Below are 12,141 nucleotides of genomic sequence, written 5' to 3' on the forward strand. Positions count from 1 at the left end.
GAAAGGGAGGGGCGAAATCAGTCGAAACGCCTCAAAACCAGTTGATTTTCTATTGATTCTGCACAAAAAATATGATGCACCGTTGTAAATCTTCTCTCCGGATTTGGCCGCCGGGCTTGACTTTTCCGGCGAAATGTGGCAGAATAAAGACGGGCAATGCCCTTCAGAAAGGATGTGTCACAATGGACAATAAGGTCGCAAATCTTATCAACGAGCAAATCAACAAGGAGCTGTACTCCGCTTATCTCTACCTGGATTTTGCCAATTATTATGCTGCTGTCGGACTGGATGGCTTTGAAAACTGGTACCGGATCCAGGCACAGGAGGAACGGGATCACGCCATGCTATTCTACCAGTATCTGCAAAACAACAGTGAGCCGGTGGTCTTTGCGTCGGTGGACAAGCCGGATTGGACACGGGGAGACAATATGACGCCCCTGATTAAGGGACTGGAGCACGAGAAATACGTCACCTCCCTAATCAATACCATCTACGCTGCCGCTTACGAAGCACGGGACTTCCGTACCATGCAGGTGCTGGACTGGTTCGTCAAGGAGCAGGGGGAGGAGGAAAAGAATGCCTCCGATCTGATTACCAAGATGGAGCTGTTCGGCTCCGATGCAAAGGGACTGTACATGCTGAACAGTGAGCTGAAGTCTCGGGTCTACGCCGCTCCCTCCCTGGTGCTCTGATCCATTCCATACGCAAAAACAGCCATACCGGATGCTTGCCGGTATGGCTGCTTGCTTTCTCTGTTGGTTATTTTCCGAAATCCTCTAAGGAGGTCAGCCGGGCCAGCGCCCGTGCGATCATGGTGATGTCGCTGGCATCCACTGTGCCATCGCAGTTTACATCCGCATTGGTAATCTGCTGGGCAGTCAGTGCGGGAGTCAGTTCCTGATCCTGCGCCACATACCGGGCAAGCCGTACCAGGTCATTGACCTCTACCTTGCCGTTGCCGTCCACATCCCCCAGAACGGTGGTGTCGGTTGTCGTAGTGGTTGTGGTGGTCGTGGTGCCGGATCCCTCTGTGGTAGCCGCAGTGGTCACAACCGGCTTGTTGCCGTTGGGCTCGATACCACCCACCAGGGTATCCCCGCTGTACACACAGATATAATCTGTCCGAGCCTCACTGCCGTCCTGGTAGGTATCCTTGCACTTGGTAATGCCCTGGTAGCTCCAGTCGTTGGTGGGATCCCAGGTATCCCCGTAGTAGAAGCCAACTGCCAGCTGGTATTTCTTGTTGGCGTTGGCAATGTTGTAGCCGTCCCACTTGACCTCGATATAGTAAATGTCCGGGTCAAAGGATGCATCATACTGGTAGGGACCGGACAACACCCCGTCAAACTCGGTCTCCACACTGGTCTGGTCGTACAGCTCGTCCCCCTTCACCAGGCTGACGTTGGAGGGATTGGACAGCTCCTTGACGCTGAAGTAGTACCGAACGGAAATGTCGGTTCTGGGCTTGTTGGAGTCGGTGCATACCAGCATTGCCAGCTTGGTAACGCCTGCGCCGGAGGTCTGCTTATCGTCCACTGCGTAAGCCTCTACCCAGTAATCCTGGCCGCCACCTTCCTCCTCGCTGGTGCCCAGATCAATGTCCGGATCCGGCTGCATAGCATCCGTGCCGTAGAAGTGATACAAACCGGCGGAAGCCCCGACAAATGCTGCGTTGTAGTCGATGGTAACCTCGTTATAGATCCAGTCCTTTGTTACATCATTGTGCAGATCCTTGTTGTCCGGGCCGCCCACCAGAGCGCCCACCAGCACATGCTTCTGGGGCTTGGTATCCTCGCACTTGGACAGACCGGAGGATGCACGGTGGTGGGGGTATGCGGCTGCTACATCGTTAAAGCCGACAATAAAGCACCGGGGGCCGTGCAGCTCATCCGCACTGTAGGGGGCAGGATTTCCGTTGTTCTCCGCTTCAGCGTTGGCATTGATCCGCTCCTGATAGGTAATGTCGTTGTTGCCCATCAGGTATTCCATCTGTCCCTTTGCCCAGTCGCTGTACTTGGAGGGCTGGTTGTTGTTGGTGTACTTATCGTATACCATTGCGATCAGCTGGGCTGCGGTGTTATACCGGGCGCTGCCCCAGGTGTTCAGCCAGAAGTACCCCTGGGGACTGATCTCGCCGATGCCGCCAGACATGTAGGTATCCAGCGCTTCCTTCACGCTTGCCCAGCAGTCCATTTCCTCGTAGGGGCTTTTGCCGGCTGCTTCCTTGTACTCGTCAATGAAGTTCGGGTACATTTCGCTGACGATCTCGCCCAATACGCACTGTACGCCGCCCCACATATCGTTCCAGCAGTATACATAGCAGGGTGCTGCGTAATAGTCATAGTAGGGGTAGATCTCCTCCAGGTACGCATGGTCGCCGGTGATCTTATACATCCAGGCAGACGCCCAGCAGTAGTCGTCCTGCCACTTGGAGGAGCTGTAGTACTGCTTAGGGCCGTCCCCGTTGTCGCTGAGCTCCTTTTCGTGATCCCGTGCAAAGTCATACAGCGCATTTGCATACTTTAAGGACTTTGCTGCATATGCCTCATCCGTATCCTTAAAGTTCAGATAGTTGATGGCAAGGGATGCCGCCGCAGAAGCCACATAGTCCGTCTGGGGCTTGTCGCCGGTCAGGAAGAATGCGGGACGGTCCATCGTGTCGATCTCCGGTGCCTGCCAGTAGGCGTGGTCAATGTCTCCGTCCCCCACCTGGTAGCAGAATGCAACCACATCGCCGGAATCGTCCAGGAAGGTGCAGCGCATCAGATAGTCATTGAAGTACCGGAGGATGGTTTCCACATGGGCATCCTGTCCGGTGGCAGCGTAAGCGTCCCGGAATTCATAGTAGCCCCAGCCAACGGTTGCAGCGGAGTAATTCTCCGGCATGCCGAATTTGACGTGATCCCCCGCATCGTGGAAGCCGCCGGACACGTCAATAAAGCCGTCCCCGTCCGGATCCAGATAGTCCTTGTTGGCGGTGAGAAAGGCACTGCTCAGGTTGGTATGCTCCGTGTCCATCGGCACCTGTGCATCGTAGGTATGGCAATCTCCCCGCCAGTTCAGCTGGTTGTTTTCGGATACGTCCGTGCCGCACATGTTGGCATCATAGAAGTATATGGAATACTGCAGCAGCTTTGCGAAATTGGCGTCAAAGCCGGATGCTGCATCCCCTGCTGCATTGGCGAGCAGATCCCCTCCCTGCGGCGCTGCTCCAGGCAGGCACAGAGCGCCTGCAAGCATAGCGCCCGACAGACCCAATGCCTTGAGCCTGCGTTTCAGCGTTCTCTTCGTGTTCATAATTTCCTCCTCTTTCCTCTCTGGTTGTACGATGGATTCATACAGAACTATTGTAGCACAGTTCACAAAATATTTCAAGAGGGTTCGACCATTTTCTACATAGGCTTGCGATGCCCTGCCCGGTGTGGTATGATAACAACAGAAAGGAGTGGTTCTATGGAGCGACGTATGGAACGGCTGACGGCGGACAAGCTGGATGCCTTTATAGACCTGCGACTGACGCAGCTGAAAGAGGAAGGAACGCTGGAAACGGATCTGCGCCCGGCACTGGAGGACTACCTGCACCGGCACCTGGCAGATGGCAGCTTTGTGTCCTGGATTCTGACGGAGGGGCACCGGATTCTTGCCACCAGCGGCATTTCATTTGTGGAAACCCCCCCCTATCCCGGCTCACCCAACGGAAGGATCGGTCTGCTGTCCTGTATGTACACGGATCCCGCCTGCCGCCGGCAGGGCATCGCCTCTGCACTGCTGGAGCGGATCGTTGCGGAGGCACGGGCACGGGACTGCCGGGTGACCCAGATCACTGCCTCCCGGATGGGAGAAAAGCTCTACCAGAGTTTTGGCTTTGTGCGGCATGCCCGATTTTTTCAGCTATCCCTTGACAAATAAAGCCGTGTCCTGTATAATACCTATAAACCCTATAGGTAGAAAGGAAGGATACATATGACACGGGATGAAGCATGGACACTGCTGACGCAGTACAATCAAGGAGCCTTTCACCTGCGGCATGCAGTGACGGTGGAGGGGGTCATGCGGTACTTTGCGCAGGAACTTGGCTTCGGAGACGAGGCGGACTTCTGGGGCACCGTGGGACTGCTCCACGACCTGGATTTTGAACAGTTCCCCCAGGAGCACTGCCACAAGGAAGCCCTGATCCACGCTGTGGTCAGTCACGGCTATCAAATCGGCACGGATGTGGAACCGGAGCATATGATGGAAAAGGTGCTGTACGCCACTGACGAGCTGACCGGACTCATTGGTGCGGTGGCGCTGATGCGCCCCTCCAAAAGCGTGTCGGATCTGGAAACCCGCTCCGTCCGGAAGAAATACAAAAGCAAGGGCTTTGCAGAGGGCTGCTCCCGGGAGGTGATCCAGCGGGGCGCTGACATGCTGGGCTGGGGCCTGGACGAGCTGATCGAACGCACCATTCTGGCAATGCGCAGCTGCGAGGATGCCTACAGCCAGTTCCTATAAGCCGATAGGACCAGAAACGGATCCGCACTGCTCCACCCGGCGGGGATCCTTTTTTGCCTTAAGGCAATACCGCACAAAGAATGTGTGGTAGATGTGCCAACAGATTTTTCGTCAGATTGCATAGAAACGACGCAGGAATACTGGCGTATTGCAAGGAATTTTTGTGTGATATGACGGAAAATTCGTCAGCAGATGCTACGCATAGCCGACAGGCGGGCTTTGTGCGGTGTTGCCTTAAGGCTAGAAGGGGAGAGGAATCTCCCCTTTTTTCTTTGCGTGTATATTTTATCGCCGGCTGGGCATATTCCAGTCGGAGGCGATGCAACGTGAAACGATTGGAACTGATTTTACTGGCTGGACTTTTGGGTGCGATCCTTTATGCAAATGTAAGCAGTGTATCCCGCACGGTGGACAAGCTGCAGGCACAGGTGCTGCGGCTGCACATCCTTGCAAACTCCGACAGTGAGGAGGATCAGGCGCTGAAGCTGGCAGTCCGGGACAGACTTCTGTCCTGTTCAGAGGAGCTGTTCGGGGATGCGCAGACCCTGGAGGAGGCCTATGATGCCGCCCAGAGCAAGCTGGATCGGATCCGGGAGATTGCCCGGCAGGTAGTGCAGGAGCAGGGCTTTACTTATGACGTGGAGGCGGAGCTGGTGGAGATGCCCTTTGATGAGCGGGTGTATGAGGATCTGACCATGCCGGCCGGGGTGTATGAGGCGCTGCGGATCACCATCGGGGAGGCGGAGGGTCACAACTGGTGGTGCGTGATGTATCCGCCCCTGTGCATCCCGGCGGCAGAGTCGGTGCGGAGCGATGCAGACCAGGCGGAAGCGTATTTCGACCAGGGGGAGTATGATCTGCTGACCAATCCCCGGCGGTACCGGGCAAGACTTAAGTGTGCAGAGGTGTTTTCCCGGCTCTGGGACAGGATCAGAGAAAGTGCGGACGAATTTGAAAAAAGTACTTGACAAACGATGCAAAAGGGTATATACTATTACAGTAAAAACAAAGCAGGACTTTCTGTTCTCACCGCCCGTGCATGCATGGTTCGGTCAATATGAACCCATTTTACATGGAATTCGTATGAGTGCAGGATGCTTTCTGCACTCATTTTTGTTTTGAAAACTGACTTGGAGGTGCTGGAAATTAGCAAACAGGAACATCAGATCAACGAAGAGATCCGGGACCGTGAGGTGCTGGTAATCGACGATCAGGGAACAAAGCTGGGTGTGCTTTCCGCAAAGGAAGCGCAGAAGATCGCCTATGACAAGAATCTGGATCTGGTCAAGATCGCGCCCCAGGCGACTCCGCCTGTGTGCCGGATCATGGACTACGGCAAGTTCTGCTTTGAGCAGGCAAAGCGGGAAAAGGAAGCCCGCAAGAACCAGAAGGTTGTGGAGATCAAGGAAATCCGTATGTTTTCTGCGATTGATACCCACGATTTCAACACAAAGGTCAACCAGGCTATCAAATTCCTGCAGTCCGGCGACAAGCTGAAGGTTTCCGTCCGGTTCCGCAAGCGTGCGATTGCGCATCCCCACCTGGGTGAGGAGCTGCTGGCTCGTTTCCGTGAAGCATGCGGCGACATTGCTGTCGTGGATAAGCCGGCAAAGATGGAGGGCCGCAGCATCGTGATGTTCATGTCACCGAAGGCATCCAAGTAATTGAAGGAGGACTATACAATGGCAAAGGTTAAGGTTAAAACGCATTCCGGAGCAAAGAAGCGCTTCAAGGTAACCGGTTCCGGTAAGGTGAAGTATCAGCACACCAACAAGAGACACAGACTGACCCAGAAGGACACCAAGCGGAAGAGAATCGCACGGGGCGCCGGCATCTGCGACTGCACAAACGCACCGACCATCAAGAAGCTCGTTCCTTATCTCTAAGATCCGGCTGCCGGGTCGGCGGAATGCAGTTTCAGATTTTCTGAGTAAATATATTTTGGAGGTATAAGACAATGGCACGAGTGAAGGGTGCAATGGCAACTCGCAAGAGAAGAAATAAAACATTAAAGCTGGCTAAGGGCTACTGGGGCAATAAGAGCAAGCACTTCAAGATGGCCAAGCAGGCCGTTATGAAGTCCGGCAACTACGCTTACATCGGCCGTAAGCAGAAGAAGAGAGATTTCCGGGCACTGTGGATCACCAGAATTTCCGCAGCATGCAAGCTCAACGGCATGAATTATTCCACATTCATGAACGGCTGCAAGAAGGCTGGGATCACACTCAACAGAAAGATGCTGTCTGAGATCGCAATCAACGACGCTGCCGGTTTCACAAAGATTACTGAGCAGGCAAAGGCTGCGCTTCAGTAAGTACATGAACCAAGTGCCTTTCCGTGCGTTTGTGCGGAAAGGCATCCTTATATATGCGGCTCCGTCCGGTACAGTTCAGAAACGGAGGTGTACGATTGCAACACAACACTGTTTTGTCCTCAAAGGACAATGTGAATATCAAACGCTACCAGAAGCTTGCTGCCTCGAAAAGGGAGCGGTACGCCGATGGTCTATTTGTGTTGGAGGGGGTACGGCTCGTCCAGGATGCATTGCTGGAGCAGGCACAGCTGGAGTGTCTGATGGTGACGGAATCGGCTCTGGAAAAGTATCCTGCATTCCTTGCGCAGGCTGATTTGAGGGAAGTACGTTTGCTGGTTATTTCAAATGAGCTTGGCGCAAAAATCGCCCAGACTGAGCAGCCCCAGGGAGTGTTTGCCCTTTGCCGGATGCCCCGGCAGGAGGATTACCAGCCGGTGCTGTACCGGGGCGGACATTTTCTGATGCTCCACCAGTTACAGGATCCGGGCAATCTGGGTATGATCCTGCGGACGGCGGACGCCCTGGGCATTGACGGGGTGTTTCTGTGCGGCTGCTGCGACGTGTACAGCCCCAAGGTCATCCGTGCCACCATGGGTTCTGTGTTCCGGGTGCCCTTATGGCAGGAACCGGATACGGACAGGCTCCTTTGCCGGATGCAAGCGGCTGGGGTACATACCTATGCGGCAGTGATCGATCCGGACGCACGGGAGCTGCGTAGCTGTGACTTCAATGGCAGCGCTGCTGTGATGATCGGCAACGAAGGAAATGGCATCCCGGCACAGCTGGCGGATGCCTGTGATACCCGGCTGACCATCCGGATGCAGGGGCATATTAACTCTCTGAATGCGGCAATGGCAGCGGGAATCATTCTTTGGGAATTACAGGGGGGACAGGTATGAACGAGACAAGGTACTGGTTGTGGCTGAGCCTGGTGTTCGGCGCAGGAAATCCCCGGGTATGGCAGCTGCTGGATCATTTCGACAGCGCCCATGACGCCTTTTTCGCCCTGCGGGAGGGAGAGGTCACCGGGCTGACGCCTGCGGAGGAGCGTGCTGCCCGGACAGCCCATCTGGAGCAGGTGGATGCGGTGATCGAATACTGTCAGCGCAACGGGATCACCATTACTGCCTTTGACCAGGCGGAGTATCCTGCCATTCTCCGGAGCATTTACAATCCGCCTCTGGTGCTGTTTTCCCTGGGGCATCTGGAGCTTCTGCGGGATTACATCGGCATGACCGTGGTGGGCACCCGGCATCCCAGCCCTTACAGCCTGCGGGTTACAGAGGCGTTGGCAGGAGGGCTTGCGGAATGCGGCATGACCATCGTCAGCGGCTTTGCTCTGGGTGTGGATTCTGCTGCCCATCGGGCTGCCCTGCGGCGAAATCTGCCTACAGTGGCAGTGCTGGGCTGCGGCATCAACGTGAATTATCCCAAAGAAAACGCGGAGCTGAAGGAGCAGATGACCGAAAGCGGACTGATTCTGACGGAGTTTCTGCCGGGCACCCAGCCTATGGGCAGCAATTTTCCCAAGCGGAACCGGGTGCTCAGCGGTCTGTCCCTGGGCACCGTCGTGGTGGAGGCTGCCATTGGCAGCGGCTCCCTGATTACCGCAGAGCATGCGGCGGATCAAGGCAGGGATGTGTTCTGCGTGCCTCCGGCAGATATTCTGGACCGGCGGTATGCCGGGGTGTTCCGCTACCTGCGGGACGGGGCGATCCCGGTGTTCACATTGAACGATATCTTGAACGAATATTACACCACCTATCCGCATAAACTATCGACGCCTGTGGATCCCCCCTATGAGGCAAAGCGCAGCCAGTCGGCGGTGCTGTCCCGGGAGGAGGAATTGCCGCCGCCTGTGGTGAAGCCCAAAAAGCAGCCAGAGCAGTCCGCAGAACCGGAGCAGCCGGAAGCAACGGCAAAGCCCAAGGGAGATCGAAGCAGCCTGGATCTGTTACAGACAGCCATTGTGAATTGCCTGGAACAGGAGGGTAAGATGCATGCGGATGTGCTTGCTACCCGGCTGGAGCTGAGCATGGAGGATCTGATGATGTCCCTGACGGAGCTGGAGTTGATGGGTGTCGTGACCTCTCTGTTCGGCAAGGTGTATGAATTAAATTAGAAAGGAGTTTTCTGCCCGGTGGGGCGGAAAATGCAGATATATGTCTAACTTAGTAATTGTGGAGTCTCCTGCCAAGGCAAAGACCATTCAGAAATACCTGGGTGGGGATTATGACGTGATTGCCTCTATGGGGCATGTACGGGATTTGCCCAAGTCCAAATTTGGCGTGGATGTGGAGCATGACTTTGCCCCCCAGTACATGGACATGAAGGGCAAGGAGGACGTGATCAAAGATCTGAAGAAGCACGCCAAAAAGGCGGACAAGATCTATCTGGCAACGGACCCGGACCGTGAGGGAGAAGCGATTTCCTGGCATCTGGCGCAGATGCTGAACCTGAATATGGAGGACAACAACCGGGTGGCATTCAACGAAATCACCCAGGCTGGCGTTCGGAACGGTATGAGCCACCCCCACAAGATCGATGTGGATCTGGTGAATGCCCAGCAGGCACGGCGGATTCTGGATCGGATCGTGGGCTATCAGCTGAGTCCCTTCCTGTGGAAAAAGGTGAAGCGTGGATTGTCTGCCGGTCGGGTGCAGTCCGTAGCCGTGCGGCTTGTGGTGGATCGGGAAAATGAGATCCGGGCATTTAAGACCCAGGAATACTGGTCCATTGACGCAAAGCTCACCGCCCCCTCCAGCCGGAAGGTGTTTGCGGCAAAGCTTGCAACCATCGACGGGCAGAAGGCAGAGCTTGCCACCAAGGAGCAGACCGACGGCATCCTCCAGACCCTGGAGCAGGCGCAGTTTACGGTTGCCGGAGTCAAGAAGCGGGTCACCAACAAGCAGCCTGCGCCCCCCTTCATTACCTCTACCCTCCAGCAGGACGCCTCCCGGCGGCTGGGTTTCCAGGCTAAGCGCACCATGAAGGCTGCCCAGGAGCTGTACGAAGGCGTGGAGATCGAGGGCATGGGTGCAGTGGGTCTGATCACTTACATGAGAACGGACAGCCTGCGTATTTCCGACGAGGCAAAGGCTGCTGCGGCTGCATACATTGAGCAGACCTACGGCAAGCAGTATCTGCCCCCCACGCCCCGGGTGTTCAAGTCCAAGAAGAATGCCCAGGACGCCCACGAGGCCATTCGTCCCTCCATGCCGGATCTGACGCCGGAGCGGGTGAAAAACAGTCTGACGACGGATCAGTTCAAGCTGTATAAGCTGATCTGGGAGCGGTTCATCGCCAGCCAGATGGCAAACGCCCAGCTGAATACGGTTTCTGCGGATATTACTGCCGGAAACTGCGGCTTCAAGGCATCCGGCTACTCTGTGAAGTTTGAGGGCTTTACGGTGCTGTATGAGGAAACCAAGGACGCAGACGCAGAGGACAACAAGGTGCTGCCTCCTCTGGAGCAGGGAGATCTGCTGAAGGTCAAGAGCCTGGATGGGAACCAGCATTTTACCCAGCCTCCGGCAAGATACTCCGAAGCCACCCTCATCAAGGCACTGGAGGAAAACGGAATCGGCAGACCGAGTACCTATGCGCCCACCATTACCACCATCCTGTCCCGGCTGTATGTGGAGCGGGACGGCAAGCAGCTGCGGCCCACCGCACTGGGTGAGGTCATCACCGAGCTGATGAAGGAACATTTCAAGCATATTGTGGATGCCAAGTTCACGGCGAAGATGGAAACGGATCTGGACCGGGTGGAGCATGGGGACTGCGACTGGGTATCCATGCTGCATGGATTCTACGATGACTTTGAAAAAACCCTGTCCAAGGCGGAGGTTGCCATGGAGGGCAAGCGGGTAAAGGTGCCGGACGAGGAGACCGATGTGGTATGCGAGCTGTGCGGCAAGAAGATGGTCATCAAGATCGGCAGATTCGGCAAGTTCCTGGCATGCCCCGGATTCCCGGAGTGCCGGAACACCAAGAAGATCGTTCAGGAAACCAAGGGTACCTGCCCTTTGTGCGGCAAGAAGATCGTGCTGAAAAAATCCAAGAAGGGCAGAAGCTTTTACGGCTGCGACAACTACCCCAACTGCAATTTCATGACCTGGAGCACCCCGGTGGAGGATACCTGCCCCAAGTGTGGCTGTACCCTGTTCAAGAAGGGTGGGCGTTCCGGTAAGCTGGTATGCGAAAAGCCCGGCTGCGGCTTTGAGCGGAGCCTGAAGGAATGATCCGGGTCATCGGTGCCGGGCTTGCCGGCTGTGAGGCTGCCTGGCAGATCGCCCAGGCGGGTCTGTCGGTGGCTTTGTATGAAATGAAGCCAAAAAAGCATACCCCCGCCCACCATGCGGATACTTTTGCGGAGCTGGTGTGCTCCAATTCTCTGAAAGCGTCCCGGCTAGATTCTGCTCCTGGCATGTTGAAAGCGGAAATGGAACGGCTGGGCTCCCTGCTGGTGCCCTGTGCAAAGGCAACCGCAGTGGAGGCAGGGGGCGCTCTTGCGGTGGAGCGGCATGCGTTTTCCCGGATGGTAACGGAGAAAATCCGCTCACACCCGAATATCATGATTTGTGAGGAAGAGGTGGAGCGGATCCCGGAGGGGAAGGTCATTCTTGCTACCGGTCCTCTGACGGCGGATACCCTGGCAAGGGAGATCGCTTTGATTTGCGGGGAGCAGCTGAGCTTTTATGACGCTGCCGCCCCCATTGTCACCCGGGAAAGTCTGGACGAAAGCCGCATATTCTACGCCTCCCGGTACGGGAGAGGAGATGCGGATTACATCAACTGTCCCATGGAAAAGCCGGAGTATGAGGCGTTTTATGAAGCTCTGATCGGGGCGGAGTCTGCTCCCCTGAAGGAGTTCGACAAGGCGACATTCCGGGTGTACGAGGGTTGTATGCCCATTGAAGTGCTGGCAAAGCGTGGGGCGGATACTATGCGGTTCGGCCCGCTGAAGCCGGTGGGACTGACGGATCCCCATACCGGGCGGCGACCCTATGCAGTGGTGCAGCTCCGCAAGGAAAACCGGGAGGGCACTCTGTATAATCTGGTGGGATTTCAGACCAATTTGAAATTCGGAGAGCAGAAACGGGTATTTTCCATGATTCCCGGGCTTGCCCATGCGGAGTTTATGCGCTATGGAGTTATGCACCGGAATTCCTTTCTGAACAGTCCCAGACTGCTGACGGATACGTATTGCATGCGGACAAACCCGGATCTGTATTTTGCCGGACAGATCACCGGCGTGGAGGGGTATATGGAATCTGCCGGTAGCGGACTGGTTGCCGGACTGAACCTTGTCCGGGCTGTACAGGGGAAGC

General features: G+C 55.7%; 12 protein-coding genes. 11 read left to right on the forward strand and 1 reads right to left on the reverse strand.

Features of this window, described 5'->3' with window-relative positions; translation table 11 throughout:
- Positions 1-182 precede the first annotated feature (182 nt).
- A complete protein-coding gene (locus QVO51_RS02490; protein ID WP_022357096.1) occupies positions 183-692 on the forward strand; it encodes a ferritin in 510 nt (169 codons plus the stop codon).
- Positions 693-759: 67 nt separating this feature from the next.
- On the opposite strand, the gene QVO51_RS02495 is transcribed toward QVO51_RS02490, so the two are convergent.
- Positions 760-3,297 carry a glycoside hydrolase family 9 protein gene (locus QVO51_RS02495; RefSeq protein ID WP_022357097.1) on the reverse strand — a complete coding sequence of 846 codons (2,538 nt, stop codon included), beginning with the start codon at positions 3,295-3,297 and terminating at the stop codon, positions 760-762.
- 156 nt (positions 3,298-3,453) lie between these two features.
- On the opposite strand from QVO51_RS02495, the gene QVO51_RS02500 reads away from it, so the two are divergent.
- The 10 genes from QVO51_RS02500 to trmFO form a co-directional block, all read left to right on the forward strand.
- A complete protein-coding gene (locus QVO51_RS02500) occupies positions 3,454-3,909 on the forward strand; it encodes a GNAT family N-acetyltransferase (RefSeq protein WP_022357098.1) in 456 nt (151 codons plus the stop codon).
- Between the two features lie 54 nt (positions 3,910-3,963).
- Positions 3,964-4,494: a domain HDIG gene (locus tag QVO51_RS02505; RefSeq protein ID WP_022357099.1), complete on the forward strand. Its 531-nt coding sequence runs from the start codon at positions 3,964-3,966 to the stop codon at positions 4,492-4,494.
- 326 nt (positions 4,495-4,820) lie between these two features.
- The gene (spoIIR, locus tag QVO51_RS02510; RefSeq protein ID WP_022357100.1) at positions 4,821-5,462 is read left to right on the forward strand and encodes a stage II sporulation protein R; all 642 of its coding nucleotides are present in this window, start codon (positions 4,821-4,823) and stop codon (positions 5,460-5,462) included.
- A gap of 171 nt (positions 5,463-5,633) precedes the next feature.
- A complete protein-coding gene (gene infC / locus QVO51_RS02515; RefSeq protein WP_041326647.1) occupies positions 5,634-6,158 on the forward strand; it encodes a translation initiation factor IF-3 in 525 nt (174 codons plus the stop codon).
- Between the two features lie 18 nt (positions 6,159-6,176).
- Positions 6,177-6,380 (forward strand): 50S ribosomal protein L35, encoded by a 204-nt coding sequence (rpmI, locus tag QVO51_RS02520; RefSeq protein WP_015558323.1) that lies wholly within the window; start codon positions 6,177-6,179, stop codon positions 6,378-6,380.
- Between the two features lie 71 nt (positions 6,381-6,451).
- Complete coding sequence (gene rplT, locus QVO51_RS02525) at positions 6,452-6,808, forward strand: 50S ribosomal protein L20 (protein WP_015558324.1); 357 nt, start codon at positions 6,452-6,454, stop codon at positions 6,806-6,808.
- Positions 6,809-6,903: 95 nt separating this feature from the next.
- Positions 6,904-7,707: a TrmH family RNA methyltransferase gene (locus QVO51_RS02530; protein ID WP_022357101.1), complete on the forward strand. Its 804-nt coding sequence runs from the start codon at positions 6,904-6,906 to the stop codon at positions 7,705-7,707.
- Positions 7,704-8,930 (forward strand): DNA-processing protein DprA, encoded by a 1,227-nt coding sequence (dprA, locus tag QVO51_RS02535; RefSeq protein ID WP_022357102.1) that lies wholly within the window; start codon positions 7,704-7,706, stop codon positions 8,928-8,930. Before QVO51_RS02530 ends, dprA begins: the two co-directional genes overlap by 4 nt.
- Before the next feature lie 40 nt (positions 8,931-8,970).
- Complete coding sequence (topA, locus tag QVO51_RS02540) at positions 8,971-11,052, forward strand: type I DNA topoisomerase (RefSeq protein ID WP_022357103.1); 2,082 nt, start codon at positions 8,971-8,973, stop codon at positions 11,050-11,052.
- A partial coding sequence (gene trmFO, locus QVO51_RS02545; protein ID WP_288167779.1) for a methylenetetrahydrofolate--tRNA-(uracil(54)-C(5))-methyltransferase (FADH(2)-oxidizing) TrmFO occupies positions 11,049-12,141 on the forward strand: 1,093 nt, incomplete at its 3' end. The genes topA and trmFO, both read left to right, overlap by 4 nt.

Source organism: Ruminococcus sp. CAG:379 (assembly GCF_000434255.1).
Classification (GTDB): domain Bacteria; phylum Bacillota; class Clostridia; order Oscillospirales; family Ruminococcaceae; genus Ruminococcus_F; species Ruminococcus_F champanellensis.

Excerpts from the sequence above, each read along its gene's own strand:
- QVO51_RS02495 (WP_022357097.1), bottom strand. The coding sequence starts at position 3,297 with ATGAACACGAAGAGAACGCTGAAACGCAGGCTCAAGGCATTGGGTCTG.
- rplT (WP_015558324.1), top strand. The coding sequence starts at position 6,452 with ATGGCACGAGTGAAGGGTGCAATGGCAACTCGCAAGAGAAGAAATAAA.
- dprA (WP_022357102.1), top strand. The coding sequence starts at position 7,704 with ATGAACGAGACAAGGTACTGGTTGTGGCTGAGCCTGGTGTTCGGCGCA.
- QVO51_RS02500 (WP_022357098.1), top strand. The coding sequence starts at position 3,454 with ATGGAGCGACGTATGGAACGGCTGACGGCGGACAAGCTGGATGCCTTT.
- QVO51_RS02490 (WP_022357096.1), top strand. The coding sequence starts at position 183 with ATGGACAATAAGGTCGCAAATCTTATCAACGAGCAAATCAACAAGGAG.
- topA (WP_022357103.1), top strand. The coding sequence starts at position 8,971 with ATGTCTAACTTAGTAATTGTGGAGTCTCCTGCCAAGGCAAAGACCATT.
- rpmI (WP_015558323.1), top strand. The coding sequence starts at position 6,177 with ATGGCAAAGGTTAAGGTTAAAACGCATTCCGGAGCAAAGAAGCGCTTC.
- QVO51_RS02505 (WP_022357099.1), top strand. The coding sequence starts at position 3,964 with ATGACACGGGATGAAGCATGGACACTGCTGACGCAGTACAATCAAGGA.